The organism is Corynebacterium jeikeium (assembly GCA_003955985.1).
Taxonomy (GTDB): Bacteria; Actinomycetota; Actinomycetes; order Mycobacteriales; family Mycobacteriaceae; genus Corynebacterium; species Corynebacterium jeikeium_D.
This window is the reverse complement of sequence record CP033784.1, coordinates 1,929,465-1,949,513: the sequence shown is the minus strand read 5'-3', so window position 1 is coordinate 1,949,513 and position 20,049 is coordinate 1,929,465. Positions and strand designations below refer to the sequence as shown.

The 20,049-nt window shown below is 60.5% G+C and carries 18 protein-coding genes, 2 tRNA genes and 1 pseudogene; 15 read left to right on the top strand and 6 right to left on the bottom strand.

The window, feature by feature from the left end:
• Positions 1-7 precede the first annotated feature (7 nt).
• Both glmU and EGX79_08565 read right to left on the bottom strand, forming a co-directional pair.
• Positions 8-1,498: a bifunctional UDP-N-acetylglucosamine diphosphorylase/glucosamine-1-phosphate N-acetyltransferase GlmU gene (glmU, locus tag EGX79_08570; protein AYX82230.1), complete on the bottom strand. Its 1,491-nt coding sequence runs from the start codon at positions 1,496-1,498 to the stop codon at positions 8-10.
• 84 nt (positions 1,499-1,582) lie between these two features.
• Positions 1,583-1,656 (bottom strand) — tRNA-Gln (locus tag EGX79_08565).
• A 99-nt stretch (positions 1,657-1,755) separates the two neighbouring features.
• On the opposite strand from EGX79_08565, the gene EGX79_08560 reads away from it, so the two are divergent.
• The 9 genes from EGX79_08560 to EGX79_08520 all read left to right on the top strand — a co-directional run bounded on the left by EGX79_08560 (position 1,756) and on the right by EGX79_08520 (position 11,848).
• Positions 1,756-2,448, top strand: a complete 693-nt coding sequence (locus tag EGX79_08560; protein AYX82229.1) for a TetR/AcrR family transcriptional regulator — start codon at positions 1,756-1,758, stop codon at positions 2,446-2,448.
• Between the two features lie 44 nt (positions 2,449-2,492).
• Positions 2,493-6,119, top strand: a complete 3,627-nt coding sequence (gene mfd / locus EGX79_08555) for a transcription-repair coupling factor (GenBank protein AYX82776.1) — start codon at positions 2,493-2,495, stop codon at positions 6,117-6,119.
• A 7-nt stretch (positions 6,120-6,126) separates the two neighbouring features.
• The gene (locus tag EGX79_08550; GenBank protein AYX82228.1) at positions 6,127-7,152 is read left to right on the top strand and encodes a nucleoside triphosphate hydrolase; all 1,026 of its coding nucleotides are present in this window, start codon (positions 6,127-6,129) and stop codon (positions 7,150-7,152) included.
• Positions 7,153-7,223: 71 nt separating this feature from the next.
• Positions 7,224-8,084 (top strand): hypothetical protein, encoded by an 861-nt coding sequence (locus tag EGX79_08545; GenBank protein AYX82227.1) that lies wholly within the window; start codon positions 7,224-7,226, stop codon positions 8,082-8,084.
• An 85-nt stretch (positions 8,085-8,169) separates the two neighbouring features.
• On the top strand, positions 8,170-9,444 hold the full coding sequence (locus EGX79_08540) for a phosphopyruvate hydratase (GenBank protein AYX82226.1): 1,275 nt from the start codon (positions 8,170-8,172) through the stop codon (positions 9,442-9,444).
• A gap of 112 nt (positions 9,445-9,556) precedes the next feature.
• The gene (locus EGX79_08535) at positions 9,557-10,093 is read left to right on the top strand and encodes a septum formation initiator (protein AYX82225.1); all 537 of its coding nucleotides are present in this window, start codon (positions 9,557-9,559) and stop codon (positions 10,091-10,093) included.
• 139 nt (positions 10,094-10,232) lie between these two features.
• Positions 10,233-10,769, top strand: a complete 537-nt coding sequence (locus EGX79_08530) for a DUF501 domain-containing protein (protein ID AYX82224.1) — start codon at positions 10,233-10,235, stop codon at positions 10,767-10,769.
• A complete protein-coding gene (locus EGX79_08525; GenBank protein ID AYX82223.1) occupies positions 10,770-11,759 on the top strand; it encodes a Ppx/GppA family phosphatase in 990 nt (329 codons plus the stop codon).
• Between the two features lie 12 nt (positions 11,760-11,771).
• A tRNA-Leu gene (locus EGX79_08520) sits at positions 11,772-11,848 on the top strand.
• A 62-nt stretch (positions 11,849-11,910) separates the two neighbouring features.
• Here the strand turns inward: EGX79_08520 and EGX79_08515 are convergent.
• Both EGX79_08515 and EGX79_08510 read right to left on the bottom strand, forming a co-directional pair.
• Positions 11,911-13,494 carry a succinate-semialdehyde dehydrogenase (NADP(+)) gene (locus EGX79_08515; protein AYX82222.1) on the bottom strand — a complete coding sequence of 528 codons (1,584 nt, stop codon included), beginning with the start codon at positions 13,492-13,494 and terminating at the stop codon, positions 11,911-11,913.
• 71 nt (positions 13,495-13,565) lie between these two features.
• On the bottom strand, positions 13,566-13,898 hold the full coding sequence (locus EGX79_08510; protein AYX82221.1) for a hypothetical protein: 333 nt from the start codon (positions 13,896-13,898) through the stop codon (positions 13,566-13,568).
• 235 nt (positions 13,899-14,133) lie between these two features.
• On the opposite strand from EGX79_08510, the gene EGX79_08505 reads away from it, so the two are divergent.
• The gene (locus EGX79_08505; GenBank protein AYX82220.1) at positions 14,134-14,961 is read left to right on the top strand and encodes a hypothetical protein; all 828 of its coding nucleotides are present in this window, start codon (positions 14,134-14,136) and stop codon (positions 14,959-14,961) included.
• 72 nt (positions 14,962-15,033) lie between these two features.
• Positions 15,034-15,198: pseudogene (locus EGX79_08500) on the top strand (phosphoheptose isomerase).
• A 12-nt stretch (positions 15,199-15,210) separates the two neighbouring features.
• On the opposite strand, the gene greA reads toward EGX79_08500, so the two are convergent.
• Together greA and EGX79_08490 are read right to left on the bottom strand one after the other, a co-directional pair.
• A complete protein-coding gene (greA, locus tag EGX79_08495; protein AYX82219.1) occupies positions 15,211-15,723 on the bottom strand; it encodes a transcription elongation factor GreA in 513 nt (170 codons plus the stop codon).
• A gap of 174 nt (positions 15,724-15,897) precedes the next feature.
• Complete coding sequence (locus EGX79_08490; protein AYX82218.1) at positions 15,898-16,365, bottom strand: DUF4307 domain-containing protein; 468 nt, start codon at positions 16,363-16,365, stop codon at positions 15,898-15,900.
• Between the two features lie 261 nt (positions 16,366-16,626).
• Here EGX79_08490 and mca point away from each other — a divergent pair, with 261 nt between their 5' ends.
• From mca to EGX79_08470, 4 genes are all read left to right on the top strand, one after another.
• Positions 16,627-17,481 (top strand): mycothiol conjugate amidase Mca, encoded by an 855-nt coding sequence (gene mca / locus EGX79_08485; protein ID AYX82217.1) that lies wholly within the window; start codon positions 16,627-16,629, stop codon positions 17,479-17,481.
• 27 nt (positions 17,482-17,508) lie between these two features.
• Positions 17,509-17,793: a hypothetical protein gene (locus EGX79_08480; protein ID AYX82216.1), complete on the top strand. Its 285-nt coding sequence runs from the start codon at positions 17,509-17,511 to the stop codon at positions 17,791-17,793.
• Between the two features lie 314 nt (positions 17,794-18,107).
• Complete coding sequence (locus tag EGX79_08475) at positions 18,108-19,199, top strand: 3-deoxy-7-phosphoheptulonate synthase (GenBank protein AYX82215.1); 1,092 nt, start codon at positions 18,108-18,110, stop codon at positions 19,197-19,199.
• 38 nt (positions 19,200-19,237) lie between these two features.
• Positions 19,238-20,023 carry an isoprenyl transferase gene (locus EGX79_08470; GenBank protein AYX82214.1) on the top strand — a complete coding sequence of 262 codons (786 nt, stop codon included), beginning with the start codon at positions 19,238-19,240 and terminating at the stop codon, positions 20,021-20,023.
• The last annotated feature ends 26 nt before the right edge of the window (positions 20,024-20,049 follow it).

Genomic DNA, 20,049 nt, shown 5'->3' with positions numbered 1-20,049 from the left:
CTGCCGTCTAGCCTTCCTGGTCTTCCTTGTTGTTGTCAGCGTTGTCAGCTACCTGAGCCGCCTTCGATGCCTCAGCAGCAGCGGTACCTGGACGCTTCCGCTCGACCCATCCCTCGATGTTGCGCTGACGGCCACCACTGACCGCCAATGCTCCCGGAGGAACGTCGTCCTTAATAACAGTACCTGCACCTGAGTACGCACCATCACCCACGGTCACCGGAGCGATGAACATGGTGTCGGAGCCGGTGCGAACATGCGAGCCGATAATGGTGCGGTGCTTGTTGACACCGTCGTAGTTCACGAACACGCTGGAGGCACCAATGTTGGAGTGCTCGCCAATCTCCGCATCGCCGACGTAGGTCAGGTGCGGAACCTTCGAACCGTTTCCGATCTGCGCGTTCTTCGCTTCTACGAAGCCGCCGAGCTTCGCGCCGACACCGAGTTTGGTGTTCGGGCGAATGTAGGTGAACGGTCCGACCGTCGCATCCTCGCCGATCTCCGAATCGGAACCGTGTGTACGTACGACGCTGGCGCGCTTGCCGACGACCATGTTGGTCAGTGTCGTGTCCGGTCCCACGGTGGCCTCGTCGCCAATCACGGTCTTGCCGTGCAGCTGCGTGCCCGGCAGAATCGTGACGTCGCGGCCGATTTCCACCTCAACGTCAATCCACGTGGTGTCCGGATCGACGATAGTGGCGCCCCCGCGCATAGCTGCCTCGCAGGTGCGACGGTTGAGCTCGCGGCCAAGGGTAGCCAGCTGGACGCGGTCATTGACACCGGCGACGACGGTGGCATCGGCGAGGCGGTGGCCTCGCACTGAGCGGTCGGCCTCACGGGCGATGCCGATGACATCGGTGAGGTAGAGCTCGCCCTGGGCATTGTTGGTGTCCAGCTGCTTGAGAGCGTTTGCCAGGGTCTCGGCATCAAATGCGTAGACACCGGAGTTGACCTCGGTGATCTCGCGTTCCTCGTCGGAGGCATCCTTTTCCTCCACGATGCGCAGAACTTCGCCGTCGGCGTTGCGAACGATGCGGCCGTAGCCGTGCGGGTTGTCAGCAGTGGAGGTCAGCACAGTCACGGCAGCGCGTGGCTTGCGGTTGTGTTCTTCGAGCAGCGCCTGGAGCGCTTCGGAATCCAGCAGCGGAACATCGGAAGTGGTCACCAGGATGGTGCCATCGAAGTTCTGCAGCTCGGGGTGCTCCAGCGCGCACTGAACAGCGTGGCCGGTACCGTTTTGCTCGTCCTGGTGGGCAATGACGACACCGTTGGAGTGCTCGGTGTCCGAGGCCCAAGTCCCGATGGCGTCGATTACCTTTTCGCGCTGGTGGCCAACGACAACAGCAATCTCATCCGGATTAATGCCCTTGGCGGCATAGAGCGCGTGCTCCAACATGGTACGACCGCCGATAGCGTGCAGCATTTTCGGCGTATCGGATTTCATTCGGGTGCCTTGACCCGCGGCGAGAATGACCACAGCGGTGGCCGAACCGTTCGACATGAAACTTGCTACTCCTCGGTCAGGGTGCATCACGGTCACGGCGGGGCGAAAAGTCACTTCTTAATTAAGGGGCCGGCCCCCCGCTTGCTCTCCCACCAGGACTCGAACCTAGAATGCCGGTACCAAAAACCGGAGTGTTGCCATTACACCATGGGAGAATGGGGCAAACGCGAAAAATTGCATGGCTGATTCGACTCAGCCAACTCGCTTGCGCCTGCGATATACGATAGCAAGACTTTAGCCACTAATCTAAAAGCATGGCCTCCAATTCTCCGAGACGACGTATGACCGGTCCACAGCGCAAAGCTCAGCTGACAGAAGTCAGCCGTGGAATCTTTGCCGCCAAGGGGCTTGATGCCGCCTCAATGGAGGAGATCGCTGCCGCAGCTGGGGTATCAAAGCCGGTTGTCTACGAGCATTTCGGTACCAAAGAGCGGCTCTACCAGGCAGTCGTCGACCAGGAGATGAAGACCCTGGAGGCCACGATTAGGGAAGCGTTGTCCCTGGGACGCTCGCGTTACCGCATCGAACAGGCGGTGTTGGCACTGCTGACTTATGTGGAGGAAAACCCGGAGGGATTCTCCATTATTTCTCGCGACCCCGGCGTGGCGGGTGGCTATGAGACGCTGCTGAATAATGCCACTGAGTCGATTACGCCTATCCTTGCCGAGGCTTTCAAACGCGCCGGCTTCGACCCGGCCATGTCGGTGCTCTACGGAAACTGCATGGTCGGTATGGTTTCGCAGACCGCTCGCTGGTGGATGGAGAAGCGCAGTCCGGATAAGGAGACAGTGGCGGCGCACATCGTGAACCTGTGTTGGAACGGGCTGGCCGGCATGGAGGGTTCTCCGACTCTGCATGGCTCCGCTGATGTGCCAGCGGCCGCTGAGGGCGCGAAGTTCGGCGCAGGTGCCGCAGCAGACCCGATGCAGGTGGCGGAGAACGGCTAACCAGCACGCAGGGTGGATCCGGGGTGCATGGTTATATTGGGGCTATGCCAACTTCTGCGTCTTCCTCGGCGAAAGCCACACCCAGCATTCTGCCGAACCCGCTGTCGGGGCTGGAAAGCCTCGTTGTCACGGATCCTCAATTTGTCGGCGTGCTCGGGCGCATCGGCGAAGACGAGCTGGCGCTCACGGGTGCGGACGCGGTGCGTTCGCACCTTATTTACGCCATGTCTACGAAGGTGCCGGTGCTGGTCATCACGGCTACCGGCCGTGAGGCGGAGGACCTGACTGCCGAGGTCAAGTCTATGATCGGCGACCGTGTAGCTATGTTCCCCTCGTGGGAGACGCTCCCGCATGAGAAGCTTTCGCCGGCCGTGGATACCGTGGCGCAGCGTCGTAAGGCGCTTTACGACGTTCGTCGGGGCAAAGTCGACGTTCTGATTGCGGCGGTGCGCTCGTTGGTGCAGCCGATTGTGGACGACCTCGAGGCTGAAGCCAGCGCGCCCATCCACATCCAGCTGGACCAGGACTGCGAGAACCTGGTTGAGCGGCTGGTGCATCACGGCTATTCGCATGTGGACATGGTCGGCAGGCGTGGCCAGTTTGCCGTGCGTGGCGGCATCGTCGATGTCTTCCCGGCGACCGAAGAGCTGCCGGTTCGTATCGAGCTCTGGGGTGACGAGGTTACCGACCTGCGCGCCTTTTCCGTCGCTGACCAGCGCACAATCTCTGAGATAGAGATCGACCAGCTGGATATCTTCCCGTGTCGTGCACTGCTTATCGACGACGACGTGAAGGCCGCCGCGGAGAAACTCGCCACCACGCGTTCTGGACAGGTCCAAGAAATGCTCACCCGCATCGGTGATGGCCAGTGGGTGGAGGGCATGGAGTCGCTGATTCCACTGATTAGTCAGCATCCGATGAAGATGCTCACCGAGGTCATGCCGGAGAAAACGCATGTGCTCATGTGCGGGCCGGAGCGCATTCGCTCTCGCGCGCAGGACCTGATTAGTGCGGGCGAGGAGTTTATGGCCGCAGCGTGGGAAACGGCCGCGATGGGTGGCTCGGCGCCAATCGCCACCGATGGTCTGGAGCCCAGCGCTTACCGCAGCTTGGCCTCTATCCCGATGCCCACCTCGTGGCATATTTCCCCGCCCGGCATGTTGGAGGCGGGGGTCACCGAAGATGATGTGCTGCCGCTAACCTTTGAGCCTGGGCCCGCGCCACGCGGTGACTTAAAGGAAATTGGTCACCTGATGAAGCAGCTGCGCGATGCCACGGTCGCGGGGGAACGAGTGGCGTACGTGGCGGCGACGCCCGCGGGAGCGCGTCGGCAAGCGGAAAAGTTTAGGGAAGCCGGAATCGCGACGCGCATGGCGGCAGGCCCGGAGTATCCCGAGTCCGGAAGAATTACCGTCTACCAGGGTGTTTTGCACGGTGGTCTGGTATTCCCGCGAATCCCCGGTGGCGCGCTGACTCTGATTACCGAGCAGGACATCACAGGTAACCGCATCGCGGAAGGCGCGCTTGGTGGGCGCCGCAAGCCGGCGAAGCGCCGTGGTCGGGTGGACCCGCTGGCGCTGAAGGCCGGTGACTATGTCGTGCACGACACGCATGGCATTGGTCGGTTTGTGAAGCTCACTGAGCGCACCATCGGCACGGGCGAGGATCAGGCACGCCGCGAGTACGTGGTGCTCGAGTACGCACCGAGCAAGCGCGGAGGTCCCTCGGACCAGCTCTACGTGCCGATGGAGAGCCTGGATTTGCTGTCGCGCTATGTCGGCGGCGAAAAGCCCACCCTGTCGAAGATGGGCGGGTCGGACTGGAAGTCCACCAAGCGCAAGGCCCGTGGTGCCGTCCGCGAGATTGCGGAAGAGCTGGTCAAGCTCTACGCCGAGCGCCAAGCCGCGCCGGGCCACGCGTTCGCGCCGGATACGCCATGGCAGCAGGAGATGGAGGATAACTTCCCCTTCACCGAGACCGAAGATCAACTGCAGGCCATCGACGAAATTAAGTCCGACATGGAAAAGCCGGTGCCGATGGATCGCGTGCTCATCGGCGATGTCGGCTACGGCAAGACCGAGGTGGCACTGCGTGCTGCCTTCAAGGCTGTTCAAGATGGCCGTCAGGTGGCAGTGTTGGTGCCGACCACACTTCTGGCGCAGCAGCACTTGACCACTTTCACCCAACGTATGGAGGGCTTCCCGGTCACCATCCGTGGACTGTCCCGCTTCACCTCGCCGAAGGACTCCAAGGAGGTCCTCGAAGGGTTGAAGAACGGGACGGTCGACATTGTTATCGGCACGCATCGTCTCCTGCAGACCGGCGTGCAGTGGAAAGAACTCGGCCTGGTCATCGTTGACGAGGAGCAGCGTTTCGGCGTCGAACACAAGGAACACATCAAGGCGCTACGGCACCACGTCGACGTGCTCACCATGTCCGCAACGCCAATTCCGCGCACGCTCGAAATGTCGATTGCTGGCATCCGCGAGATGAGCCAGATTCTCACCCCGCCGCAGGATCGTTACCCGGTGCTGACATACGTCGGCGCGCAGTCCGACAAGCAGGTCGCCGCTGCTATCAGGCGAGAGCTGCTTCGCGACGGACAGGTGTTCTACCTGCATAATAAGGTGGAAACCATTGACAAGGTCGCCCAGAATATCCGCAATTTGGTGCCCGAGGCCCGCGTGGTAGTGGCCCACGGTCAGATGGGGGAGGAGCAGCTGGAGCGCACGGTCGATGGCTTCTGGCAGCGCGAGTACGACGTGCTGGTGTGTACCACCATCGTGGAGACCGGCCTGGATATTGCCAACGCCAATACGTTGATTGTGGAAAACGCCCACCATATGGGTCTTTCCCAGCTGCACCAGCTGCGTGGTCGCGTGGGCCGTTCCCGTGAGCGCGCCTATGCCTACTTCCTCTACCCGGAAAATCAGACGCTGACGGAGACTTCCTACGACCGTCTGTCCACGATTGCGCAGAACAATGACTTGGGTGCCGGTATGGCTGTGGCCATGAAGGACCTGGAAATGCGTGGTGCCGGAAATATCCTCGGTGTGGAGCAGTCCGGTCACATTGCCGGTGTCGGCTTCGATATGTACGTCCGACTGGTTGGCGAGGCCGTGGCCGCGCTGAAGGCAGTGGCCGATGGTGAAACTCCGGATGCTTCCGATAACGAACCGAAGGAAGTGCGGATCGATTTGCCGGTCGATGCGAATATTCCGGCCGAATATGTGTCGTCGGAACGCTTGCGTCTAGAGGCGTACCGCAAATTTGCTGCCGCCAGTGCGCTGGACGATATCAACGTAGTGCTCGAAGAGCTCGTTGACCGTTACGGAACCCCACCCATTGAGGTGGAGAGATTGGCGGTTATTTCACGACTTCGAATTATTTGCCGGGAATTCGGCGTGCATGAAGTTCAAGCCATGGGTGCGCACATTAGAATAACCCCTATGGAGCTTGCTGACTCCAAGCAGGTGCGTCTCAAGCGCCTGTATCCACAGGCGACCTATCGTGCGGCAACGCGCACGGTTTCCGTCGGAATGCCGAAGGAAGGGCGAGGGTTGCGGGCAAAACCTGTCCGCGATATTGCATTGGTGCAGTGGGTAGCAGACTTCTTGACATCGATGGCGGGAATTCCACGTATGGATATCTCGCACATGGGAAAGGACTAGAAACCGTATGACTATCATCAAGCTCGATAGCCGCTTTCCAACAGCGATTCCGCTGGAAGCCGCTAGCCTGCTGACCGGTGAAGTCAGCTACACCGAAGAAGTCCCGATCCGTGTGCGCTGGGCAATCGCCGACGCCGGTGGGCACTCGGTGTCCCAGGCGGAGATTCTGGTCACCACCGATATGGAAAACGACGAGGTACTCGATCGCCTCGATGCGGGCGAGAAAGTCTACTCCGTCGAACTGGATGATGCACCGGACCCAGCAGCTCCAGCGGACCCGGCCGCTCCGGTTGCAGCGGCTCCCGTGCAGGAGTCGGCGCCGGAACCAGAACCGGAACCAGTGGCAGAACCGCTGACTCCGCAGGAACAGCTTGCCGCAGCTCGTCTGCCCCACGTCGTCGAGGCGGTGGACATCATGGCGGCCGCACGGCGCACGGGGCAGTGGGAAGCTCGCCAGACGCACAAGAGCCTGCTGCCGTATCTCATTGAAGAGACCTACGAGTTTGTCGATGCAGTCAACGAGGGCGGTGACATTCGTAGCGAGCTGTCAGATCTGCTGCTGCAAGTCCTCTTCCACGCTGAAATCGCTGAGGACTTCGACTTCGACGACGTGGCGACCGACTTTATTTTGAAGATGCGAGCTCGTCAGCCGTACCTCTTCGACGGCACTGTGGCCGAGGGAGAAATGGTCTCGGAGGAAGAGCAGGAGCGACTGTGGACTTACGGCCGCGGACGTCCGCGCTCGAACCCGGCTACGCAGTTGCCAGCTCTGACTTTGGCTGAGGAAGCCATCCGCCGCGCACGTGCGCTGGGACTGTCCGATGCAGACATTCCAGTGGAGATTCTGGTCCCGACCCCGGGACTGGAGACTGAGTCCGGTGCGGAAGAACGGACCCGACAGGCTTCACGCACATTCCTGACTGAGCTGGCCCAGATGGAGAATCAGCAGGCCGGCAGTGCTGAGCAGTGGGCAGCGGGCAGCGAAGATAACGAAGAGGCTGAGGACTTCGGCCCGTCGGAAAGCGACAGCTAGTTTCCAGCAAAAGTGATTTCTGTCCTCGAGTTTGAGTGATTTTTACGGTCTACCCCGTAGAGTAATTCCCCATGCCTTCTAATTCTCCCTTTGATGAATACGCGCACCCCGCACCCCGCGGGGCGAAGCCGCGTGGCCGCAGTAAGGGGAAAAAGAAGTCCTCGAGAGGCTGTGGCTGCCTCGGTCTAACCTCCCTGGCGGTGCTGATCATCATTGGCACGGTTGGGGCGTTGGCTATGTTCACTGGACCCGTAATCCCGTCGTTGACCAAGAAGCCGATTCCGGATAATGTGCCGCCTGCTGCGGCTGAGCCACCGCCGATGATTGATGTCAACGCGCCCGGGCGCACCTCGGAACAGCTCCGACAGTGGGCGCAGCAGATTTCCCCGAAGACGGGTATTTCTGAGGACGCTCTCCGCGCCTACGGCAACGCATATGTGATTGCGGCAGAACAGTTCCCGAACTGCCACCTGGAGTGGAACACGCTTGCAGGACTGGGCAAAGTGGAGACTAATCACGGCACGTACTCGGGCAATTGGCTCAAGCCGGCTCATATCGGCGCCGATGGGGTAGTCAGTCCGACGATTATCGGTCCGCCGCTGGACGGCACGAGTGGGTTTGCTGAGGTTCTCGATACTGACAACGGCGAACTCGACGGTGACACAGAGTATGACCGCGCTGTGGGGCCGATGCAGTTTATTCCCGAGACCTGGCATCGTTTTGCGATGGATGCGTCTGGTGATGGTGTCGCCGACCCCAACAACATCGACGACGCAACTGCGACCACCGCACGGATGCTCTGCAGTGGGGAACGCGACCTCGCCACCCCGGAAGGGTGGGCATCTGCAATTCGCTCATATAACCAGTCTGAGCAGTATCTTCGCGATGTTCGGGACGCTGCGGCGAACTATGCGCTGAATCAGCCCGCATAGGGTGAAAAGGATTTAAGGCGAAGGTTGGCAAACCGTGCCACAATTGGAGTCATGTGCCGGAACGGTTCCGGCGGAAAGGTGACCTATGGCTGCAATCATCGAGTTGAACGCACGCGAAATTCTGGACTCCCGTGGTAACCCGACCGTTGAGGTTGAGGTGCTGTTGGAAGACGGCGCTGTGGGCCGCGCTGCGGTTCCGTCCGGTGCCTCCACCGGCGTTCATGAGGCACACGAGCTCCGCGATGGCGGAGACCGTTACCTGGGCAAGGGTGTCGAGAAGGCTGTCCGCGCTGTGCTCGAGGAGATTGAGGACGCAATTATTGGCCTCGAGGCTGAGGACCAGCGTCTGGTTGACAAGACCATGATTGAGCTGGACGGCACCGACAACAAGTCCCGCCTGGGTGCTAACGCAATCCTGGGTGTTTCCATGGCTGTTGCCAAGGCTGCTGCTGAGTCCGCTGGCCTGGATCTGTTCCGCTACGTCGGCGGCCCGAACGGTCACGTTCTGCCGGTTCCGATGATGAACATCCTCAACGGTGGCGCACACGCTGACTCCGGCGTTGACGTCCAGGAGTTCATGATTGCTCCGATTGGCGCCCCGACCTTCAAGGAAGCACTGCGCGTCGGTGCTGAGGTCTACCACGCACTGAAGAAGGTCATTAAGGGCAAGGGCCTGTCCACTGGCCTCGGTGATGAGGGCGGCTTCGCTCCGTCGGTTGACTCCACCAAGGCTGCACTGGACCTGATTGTTGAGGCAATTGAGGCCGCAGGCTACAAGTTGGGCGACGATGTCGCTCTGGCTCTCGACGTCGCTTCTTCCGAGTTCTTCAAGGACGGCAAGTACCACTTCGAGGGCGGCGAGCACACCGCTGAGGAGATGGCAGCTGTCTACGCTGACCTGGTTGAGAACTACGCCATCGTCTCCATCGAGGATCCGCTGCAGGAGGATGACTGGGAGGGCTACACCACCCTGACTGCTCAGCTTGGTGACAAGGTCCAGATCGTCGGCGACGACTTCTTCGTCACCAACCCGAAGCGTCTGGCAGAGGGCATTGAGAAGAAGGCCGCTAACGCTCTGCTGGTCAAGGTCAACCAGATTGGTACCCTGTCCGAGACCTTCGAGGCCGTCGCAATGGCTCACAACGCCGGCTACAAGTCCATGATGTCCCACCGCTCCGGTGAGACTGAGGACACCACCATCGCTGACCTGGCTGTCGGCCTGAACTGTGGCCAGATCAAGACCGGTGCTCCGGCTCGCTCCGAGCGCGTTGCTAAGTACAACCAGCTGCTGCGCATCGAGGAGTACCTGGGTGACGCTGCTGTCTACGCTGGTCGCAGCGCATTCCCGCGTTTCAAGTAAAGAGCTGAGGCGCTGCGAAAGCTGCGTCTAGCACTGCCCGTCCGCACCACGCACGTGGTTGTGGGCGGGTTTTTGTTATTTCATCGGCTGGCGGTCGGGTAGAGTGTGGGGCATGAGTGCATCGGACCGATCTCGCCGCGGAACACAGTCGCGCCCTGCAGGGGCGGGGCAGCGTTCGGCAGCGGCAATCGCATCGGGAATGCGCTCGCTGAGCACGGCACAGAAGATCGGTATTGGTCTGCTGGTGCTTTTCTTAGTATCTGTTCTCGCAATTCCGCTGCGGACTTTTGCACAACAGCAGGCGGATGTAGCCGCAACGCAGGACAATATTGCTCGCATGGAACAGCGAATTAAGCAGTTAGAGGATGAAAAGGAGCTGTACTCCAACCCCGCCTATGTTAAGGAGCAGGCACGTCTGCGCCTGGGGCTGGTAGAGCCGGGGGAGACCCCATTCCGTATCCTCGATCCGGCCGTGGGCGAACAGCCTGTGACGCAGCCGGAGGAAATTCCGCAGCACCAGGCCAAGAAGTGGTACGAGACGCTGTGGGATTCCATTTCCATCCCGCCCGAACCCGAAGAGACTCGCCCTAATCCGGGGCGCGATCAGGCAACGAGGCCAGAGAGCTTGCCGACGGTACCGGAGTCCTAAACCTCCGTAGGGCTACCTGGGGCCTCTCGGTGAGGTTGCATGCGCGGCGGAGTGTGCCGTCGTAAAGCGAAGCAACGCGCTTGTAAGGCGACTGTGAGATTATGTGTCAGTAAAAACGGAAGCAAAAGGAGTGTGACCGATGTCTGTGGATACCGCAGATTTGGAAGTGATAGCGGAGCAGCTCGGACGTGAACCGCGCGGTGTAGTGGACATCTCTTACCGCAGCCCCGACGGCACTCCTGGTGTGGTCAAGACGAAGCCGCGCTTGGACGATGGCACTCCGTTTCCCACGCTCTTTTACCTAACTGATCCGCGACTCACCGCCGAGGCCTCTCGGTTGGAGACGACCGGCGTGATGAAAGAAATGACCGCGCGTCTGGAAAGCGACGAAGAGCTCGCCGCCGATTACCAGCGCGCGCACGAGGCGTTTCTGGCAGAGCGCAATGAGATGGAAGACCTGGGCACGGACTTCTCCGGTGGCGGCATGCCGACGCGCGTGAAGTGCCTCCACGTTCTTATTGCCTACGCGCTGGCCAAGGGGCCGAATCACTTCCGACTGGGTACTGAGTCGGTGGCGCTGGCGGCGGAGAACGAGAAGCTGCGCGGCACCGCGATTCCCGCAGATTGGCCCACGATTGCCGAGCTCGGTATTGCGTATCCGGGGGTGGAGGGATAAATGACGACCCTCGCTGCCGTCGACTGCGGCACTAATTCGCTTCGCCTGCTTATCAGCCGGGTCGAGGTTGTCGATGGAGTTCTCGAAATCACAGAACTGCACCGACTGATGGAAATCGTCCGCCTTGGCCAGGGCGTGGATGCCACTGGCATGCTGGCCCCGGAGGCACTGGAGCGCGTGCGGGAGGCTCTGACGAAGTATGCAGAGCTTATGCAAGTCGAAAAAGTGCAAGCAGTCCGAATGGTGGCGACATCGGCGACGCGCGACGCAAGCAACCGCGACGATTTCTTCGCCATGACCCGCGAGATTCTCGCTCCGTGGGGTGCAGAGGCCGAGGTTATTTCCGGCGACGAGGAAGCCGCGCTGTCCTTCCGCGGGGCAGTCGATGACTTGGAGCCCGAGCTGGGTCCGTATTGCGTAATCGACGTCGGCGGCGGCTCCACCGAGGTTATTGTCGGTGACCACGATGGTACGGTAGCCGGCTCTGATTCCGTGGCTATGGGCAGTGTGCGCTTGACCGAACGGTTCCTGCAGGCCTCGCCGCCGACGGCGGAGCAGGTCCAGGAGGCGCGTTCGTATGTTGCGGAACTGGCCGACGAGATTATTGCGAAGGTGCCTGTCGACAAGGCTCGCACCATCGTCGGCTGCGCCGGGACCTTCACCACCCTGTCGGCGCTGGCACAGGGCCTAGAAACCTACGACCCGGAGGCAATCCACCTGTCGCAGCTGCGCTTTGCGGCGTTGCGTGCGTTGACAGCATCCGTCGTCGAGACCGATGCGGAATCCCTTGCTGCGAATCCGGTCATGCACCCGAAACGCGCGGATGTCTTCGCCGGTGGTTCCATCATTGTTGACGGTCTGATGGACATGTTTGAGGCGCTGCCACTTTCCGAGGCAGCCAAGGAAGAGCAGCGCTTTTTCTACATCAGCGAGAAGGATATCCTCGACGGAATTGTGGCGAGTTTGGTAGACACCCATATCGCCCATTAATCTTTCTTAGGGGCCCCTATAGCCCAATTGGCAGAGGCAGAGGACTTAAAATCCTTTCAGTGTGGGTTCGAGTCCCACTGGGGGCACCAAAAGGCCAGGTCAGAGAGTTTTCTGACCTGGCCTTTTGCTATTTGTGCGCGCTACATGCGGATTACGGCAGGACGTTGAACTTCTTGCCGAGGACAAGTGCCGTGTTGAACACCTTCGAGTACAGCTCACGCGGCATCTGCGGCATCGACACCGGGGAAAGACGCTGCACGGTCACCGTCTGCTCATCGGTGTACTTCAGCAGGCCGCCCGCTGCTTGACGACGGCCCACACCCGAATCCTTGAAACCACCCATCGGGGCATCGACAGACGCGAAGGCCGCAGCAAAACCATCGTTGACATTGACGGTACCGGCCTCAAGCTGTGGAGCCAGCTCCTTTGCGCGACGCGGGGAGGTCCACAGCGAAGCGTTGAGGCCATAACGGGAATCGTTGGACTTGGCGATAGCCTCATGGACGTCCGAGACACGCTGGAGGACTACCACCGGGCCGAATACCTCTTCGGTCAGCAGGGCGACGCCCTCCGGGACGTCGGTAAGCACGGTCGGCTCGTAGAACAGCGGTCCCAGATCCGGGCGAGGACGACCGCCGGCCAGCACGGTGGCGCCGGCCTCGATGGCCTCGTCGACCATGGACTTGACGATGTCGAACTGGCCCTGAGACTGCAGGCAGCCCATCTCGGTTTCCCACTCGTAGCCAGCGCCGATGGACATTGCCTTCACGCGGTCGGTGAATGCCGGGACGAACTCGTCCCAGACGGAGTCCACGACATAGATTCGCTCAATGGACACGCACAGGTGACCGGAGTTGGTGAAGCAGCCAATGCGTGCGCCCTCGACCGCGCGGTTGATGTTGGCATCTTCGGCGACAATCAGCGGGTTCTTGCCGCCGAGCTCCGCGGAGAAACTGATCAGGCGCTCGCCGCACTGCTGTGCCAGCGAGCGGCCGGTCTCGGAGGAGCCGGTGAACATCAGGAAGTCGCACTGGCCGACAATGCCCTGGCCGACAACGCGACCTGGGCCTGGAATGACCTGGAAGAGATCCTCCGGAAGACCAGCGCGGTAGAGCAAATCGACAGCGAAGAGAGCGGTAAACGGAGTGGTGCTGTCCGGCTTGAGCACGATGGCGTTACCAGCCATCAGTGCAGCCAGCGCGTCGGAAACCGCGAGAGTCAGTGGGTAATTCCACGGAGCAATAACACCGACGACGCCCTTTGGGTGGTGGTAGACGGTGGTCTTGGAAAGTACTGGGACAGCACCGTGTGCTCGCTTCGGCTCAAGCAGTTTCGGGCCCTGATTGCCGTAGTAGCGGGCGGTGATAGCGGTGTGTACGAGCTCCTCGTGGGCACTGGCGCGGTTCTTGCCGGTCTCGGCCTGCAGCAGGTCCAGCACCTGGTCGCAGTGGGTAAAGAGCAGGTCGTGGAAGTGGTGCAGCACTTCGCCGCGCTTTTCCGGTGCCATGCGGGCCCACTTCTTCTGCGCCGCACGGGCACGCTTGAAGGCCTCGTCGACATCGGCCTGGGTACCGACAGGAATCTGCGCCAGCTCCTGGCCGGTAAATGGCGCCGAGATAGTGGCGGTCTTCGACTTATCAGCTACCGTGACGCGCTGAAGAAGGCGGGCAACGAGCTCGTCGTTAAGCGGATTGCGGATGGTAGTTCGGTTTGTCGTAGCAGTAGATGCTGTCATGGCACAGATACTACTGTTGCGCGGCGCCCCGAGATAGTAAATTTGGCAAAACTACAAAAACTTAGAAAACTTTAGTAAGTAGTCCAGCCCATCCGACGGTTGCGGTCCGGGTCGCGCGGGCCATCGTTGCCGAACTCGAACGGTTCGTGGCCGTCGACATCGCCGTAGCGCATCTCCGGGTCATCATCCAGATCGTCGTCGACGTCGATGTCCGGCTTTTCCTCGGCCAACCGCTTGCCGAGAGTGTCATGCGGAGAAGCGCCCCGCCAGCGGTCCGGCGGATCCATTACATAATTCTCGCCATCACCGGTGAGGAAGTCGCCATCGAGTCCCTCTGAGCCATCGAGCGTGGTCTCGTCGAAATCACCAGTGGTATCCGGATCGTAGTCAAGGCCATCAGACATCTTGACCAACCTCCTGTTTCATAATCACTCATGTGGTGCCCACGCCTGGCGACTGTGAGTTTTTCCGCGATTACAAAATCACCGCCAGCAGGCGAGGAATTACCTTGATACTAACTGTTTTTCAGGGTTGGGAACAATACCTTTACATCGCCCGTTGTAGAAAGTGTAGGCAAACGTAAGCGCGTGTGCCTGAATACAAAACGTAAGAAAAACTGAGAAAAGAAAGAAGGACGACGTGCGCGAAAGCAGCAATCCTGCATTCAGTTCACTTACTAAGACCGTCGCCCGCGGACAGGCGGGCGCACATCACTACGGCCAAGGTCAGATGGGCGCTGGCTACGGGGATAACCCGTACCAGTCGCAGGTTGCCGCCGACTACCGTCCGATGACGGTCGACGATGTCGTTTCCAAGACCGGCATCACGCTGGCAACCATCATCGTTTTGGCTGCGGTCAATTTCTTCATTGCCGTCAGTGTCTCCACCAGCCTGGCCATGATTCTGACCATTGTCGGCGCCATCGGTGGTCTGATTACTGTTTTGGTTTCCACCTTCGGCAAGAAGTACGGCTCCGCGCCGGTTACCCTCACCTACGCGGCCTTCGAGGGCCTCTTCGTCGGTGGCATCAGCTTCATGTTCACTGCTCCAATTCAGGGCGTTGCCGCTGGTGCGCTGATTATGCAGGCCGTGCTGGCTACCCTGGGTGTCTTCATCGGTATGCTCTTCGTCTACAAGTCGGGCGCTATCCGCGTGACCCCGAAGTTCACCCGTTTTATGAGTGCGGCTCTGATTGGTGTCCTGGTCCTCATGCTGGGCAACCTGGTGCTCTCCCTGTTCGGCCTGGGCTTCCCGCTGCGTGACGGCGGCATGCTGTCGATCATCTTCTCTCTGGTCTGCATCGGCCTGGCAGCCTTCAGCTTCCTGATTGACTTCGATCAGGCTGATCGCCTGGTTCGCGCTGGCGCTCCGGCTCAGTACGCCTGGGGTGTCGCCCTCGGTCTGGCTGTGACCCTGGTCTGGCTCTACACCGAGATTCTGCGTCTGCTGTCCTACTTCAGGGACTAAACGCTAGAAAACTAACTAACGCACAAGCGCCGGGTAGCCCGTTATTACGGGTTGGCCGGCGCTTTGTTGTTGGCAGTCGACGTATTGACCGATAGGGCTGTGCAGTGTGACGTCGTAAAGCGCGATATCGAAGCGGGAGAGGGCACAAAAAATGGACCGATAGGCCATATGGGCTTCTATCGGTCCAAGAATCGGGCACTGTGGCCCGAAGTTGCCGCCTGGGTTGAGGCGGTCTAACGCCGGGAGCGCTTAGGCGTCCATCTCCGGGTCGTACGGCTCAGCCTTGACCACAGTGACAGACACTTCGTCGCCGCTCGGGGAAGCGTAAGTGCGGGTCTCGCCCTCCTTAGCGCCGACCAGAGCCTTGCCCAGCGGGGAATCGGTGGAGTAGGTCTCCAGGTTCGGGTTGGAGGAGTCAGCGCCACGGGTACCGATGAGGAAGGTCTCGGTGTCGTCTTCGTCGCCGTCGTAGTAGACGTGGACCACGGTGCCGACCAGAGCCACACCGGACTCCTGTGGAATCTCGCCGACGGTGGCGCGCTGCAGCAGGTCTTCGAGGTAGCGGATGCGTGCCTCTTCCTGTCCCTGCTGCTCGCGGGCGGCATCGTAGCCGGCGTTTTCCTTCAAGTCGCCCTCTTCGCGACGCTCGTTAATCTCGGCGGCGATGACCGGGCGGTTTTCATATAGCGCCTCAAGCTCGGCCTTGAGCTTGTCGTAGGACTCCTGGGTGAGCCATGGGCTATTGTTCTTTGCCTCAGTCATGGTTCCTCCTGTGTTTTTGGCTATTTAATACAAAAGCGGCCCCGCGTGGGGCCGTCGGCTGCGTCACAGGATAGCACTGTCACGCCACATGGCAATAACAGGCGCGTCGGAGTGTTGTCGCGCACGCTTTACGACGTGCCCCCGCAGCGCATGATCCTCAGTCGCGAAGGGAGATTACTTCGCAGGTGCGAGGAACTCCGGAATGTCGGTGGAGCAGCCATAGACATCGCCTGCGACGGCCAGCTCGCGGGTGGCAATGGGGACGTCCATCCGCACGGTAGCGGGGCCGCCGCCCGGGATGAATACGTCGCGACGCCCGACCTCTGCCACGTCATAGTTCAGCGCATAGATAATGCAGTAGCTATCCAGCTCCGGCTTTTCGCGGGTGACGTCCAGCGTGAAGATGAACTGCTCATCTTCCTTACCTGGAGTGCGGCTCCAGCCCGCTTGCGTTGCAGAGACATCCGGGGCGGAGACGCGGTTCATCTGAACGAAGATGTATGCGCCGGCGATGACGAGCATGCCAACAATAGCGATGACAACCAATTTTGCGGGGAGAGTGCGACTGTTGTCCCCATAGCGCTCGCGCTCTCGCTTCGGCGCTGCGGTATTTCGGGTGTTTCGCTCCGAACTTTCAGCCATGCTTTTTAGCCTATCGGAGTTCTCGGTCGACGTGGTAAAATGTTGACAGTTAAACAATCTTTCTGGTGTGGCGCGGTGTCCTGCTGCTATGTCGTTCCACCGAGTAGCGATGCTGCGTGGTCATATGATGGTGCAGCGCTATAGTGGGGCGGTATTGAAACGGTGCTGGAGTAGCATCGTTGCGGTCGAAGGGCTCCGGCCTTGGCCAGAAAACATGGACTGAGATAGTAGCGGGAGTGACTTCAATTGACACTTCGTCTGATGGCAATTCACGCTCATCCTGATGACGAATCGAGCAAGGGCGCCGCAACAATGGCCCGATATGCGGCGGAAGGGCATCGCGTCAAAGTGGTGACCTGCACCGGCGGTGAGGCCGGTAGCATTCTCAACCCGGCGATGGATCGGCCGGAGGTGCGGGAGAATATCGCCGCGGTGCGCGTTCACGAAATGGCTGCAGCCGCTGAGATCCTCGGCGTTGAACATGAGTGGCTCGGCTTTACCGACTCCGGTCTGCCTGCGGGCAACCCGGTGCCGGTGCTGTCGCACGGAGTGTTTGCTCGCCAATCGGTCGAGGATGCGACCAAGCCTCTCATTCGGGCAATTCGCGAGTTTCGTCCGCACGTCGTCATTACTTACGACGAAAACGGTGGCTACCCGCACCCGGACCACATCATGACCCATATCGTGTCCATGCGCGCTTGGCTGGAGTCTGGAACGGATAAGTACCCCGAGCTCGGTGAACCATGGGAAATTTCCAAGCTCTACTACACCCACGGTTTCATCAAGGCGCGTCTCATCGCGCTGGACAACTACTATCGCGACAACGGTTTGGAAAGCCCGCTGGCCGAGTCCTTCCGCCGTTGGACTAAGACTCCCGGCGACATCATGACCCGCGTGACCACGCAGGTTGAGTGCGGCGATTACTTCCAGCAGCGGGATCAGGCGCTGCTGGCGCACGCTACGCAGATCGATCCGAACGGGCCATTCTTCGCCGTGCCGGTAGACATTCAGCAGCGCGTTTGGCCGACCGAAGAGTTTGAGCTTGCCCGCACTCGAGTGCAGACCGAGCTGCCAGAGACCGATCTCTTCGCCGGTATCGACCCCGACGCGGAATAGTCCGGAATTAACGCTAAGCTGGAACTCATGATTGAAAGCTTCGATGCCTTGGCGGCTCGCACGACAATTTTCCTGGCGCAGAACCCCACTGGTCCGCGGGGTGCTGACTTCGGAAAGGCCTCTCCTGTTGGCCTGCTCATCATTGTCGTTTTGCTCATCGTCATCCTGGCTCTCGGCTGGGATCTCTCGCGGCGCGCGAAGCGCATGGCCGCTCGCCGGAAGTTCGCCGAGGCGCACGACATGGATCCCTTCGATTCCGAGGCTGTGGATAAGGCGATGGCTGCAGCAGAGCAGCGTCGTGAAGCGGAGTAGTCAGCGTCAAGGTGTGTGCGCGTCGCTTGACGACGGGCAGTTGCGCGCACCCCTGATTGTTTCCCGTGTGGCGGGATTTGGAGTTCGAATTGCGGGATTCTAGGCAGTGCGCTACAGTCAAGCACATGCGTATGTGGCGATTTTATTTTTCGAAGGCTCCGGAGGCAGTGACGACATAGTCACAGCCGGCGGCTAATCGTCACGTCGCCACCAACCGGAGCCAAAGGCAGCAGCCCCAACCAATCGGGGCGCTGCCTTTTGTCGTACCTACAGCCAAAATGCGCAACTAATCACCCAGAGAAAAGAGACCTCAGATGACCCCTCCAACTTCCCTCGAAGCCCCCGCCTCGACCGCGAACCGCCGCGTCGTAGCCTTCCACGACCTGCCCTCCCCAGAAGAGGTCATGGCCAAACAGCCACTGACCCCAAACCTGGTTAACGAGGTAGAGCAGTCGCGACTCGACATCGCCCGCGTCATCGCCCGCGAGGACAATCGCCTGCTGGTCGTTGTCGGCCCGTGCTCCATCCACGACCCCGAGGCCGCCATCGACTACGCCCGCCGCCTGAAGGCCACCGCCGATGAGCTCGACGAGGACCTGCTGGTCGTCATGCGCGTCTACTTCGAAAAGCCGCGCACCACCGTCGGCTGGAAGGGACTCATCAACGACCCCGACCTGGATAGCTCCTTCAAAATCAACAAGGGCCTGCACATGGCCCGCGAAGTGCTCATCGAGGTCCTGCGCACCGGCCTGCCCGCCGGCGCTGAATTCCTCGAGCCCAACAGCCCGCAGTACATCGCCGACGCCGTCTCCTGGGGTGCGATTGGTGCGCGCACCACGGAGTCGCAGGTCCACCGCCAGCTCGCTTCCGGACTTTCCATGCCCATCGGCTTCAAGAACGGCACCGACGGCAACGTCCAGGTCGCCGTGGACTCGCTGGTCTCCGCAGCAAACCCGCACTTCTTCTTCGGCATGAACGACCAAGGCCGCGCCGCCGTTGTCGAAACCGCCGGCAACCACAACTGCCACATCATCCTCCGCGGTGGCACCTCCGGCCCGAACTGGGACGAAGAATCGCTTAACGACGCCGAAGCGCGCCTGAACAAGGCCGAGCAAACCGTCAGCATCATGGTGGATGCCTCCCACGCCAATTCCGGAAAATCCGAGGTGCGCCAGGCCGAGGTCGTTGAGGAGCTCGGCAAGCTCATCGGGGGCGGCGACGAGCGCATCACCGGCATCATGATGGAGTCCTTCCTCGAAGCCGGCGCGCAAAAAATTACCGATGGTCGTAAGGGCCTCGTATACGGCAAGTCCGTCACCGATGCGTGCATGGATTGGGAAACCACCGACCGGCTGCTGCGTACGCTTGCGGCAGAAGTTCGGAAGCGTCGGCAGGCACGCGACTAAGCACAAAGTGGCCGTGCCCATTGGGTAGGGTTACATATGTGAAAGAAAACCAGCCGTCCTCACTCCGGCGGATCGCCTATCCGCTCTACGAGCGCAAACTAGCCCAAGAGCTAGAAGGAAAACCTCGCCCCAAGCACGTTGCCATCATGGCCGATGGCAACCGCCGCTGGGCGAGGGAGGCTGGATTCACCGACGTCAGCCACGGCCACCGCGTCGGCTCCCGCAAAATCGCAGAATTCGTCGGCTGGTGCGCCGAGCAGGAAATCGAGCTGGTCACCATCTACCTGCTCTCCACCGAAAACCTCGGGCGAGACCCCGAAGAGCTGGAATTACTGTTCGACATCATCGCCGACGTCGTCGACGAATTGGCGCAATCGCCTAACGACGTGCGCCTGCGCATGGTCGGCCACCTCGAGCTCCTTCCGGAAAGAATGACCGCCCGGCTGCGTCACGACGAAGAAGTCACCGCGAACAACACCGGCATCCAGGTCAACATCGCCGTTGGCTACGGCGGCCGGCAGGAAATCGTCGACGCAGTACGCAGAATCATCCGGGAATCAGTCGCCGAGGGAATCGATGCTTCCGAGCTTGAGGAGCGCATCACCACCGATGCCATTTCTCGCCGCCTCTACACATCCGGACAACCGGACCCCGATCTAGTCATCCGCACTTCCGGAGAACAGCGGCTCAGCGGCTTCCTCCTCTGGCAAACCGCCTACTCCGAGATTTGGTTCACCGATACCTACTGGCCCGAATTCCGCCGCATCGACTTCCTCCGCGCACTTCGAGACTTTTCGCAGCGCTCACGCCGCTTCGGCAAATAACCTCCCTACATCCGGAAAAATTTCCG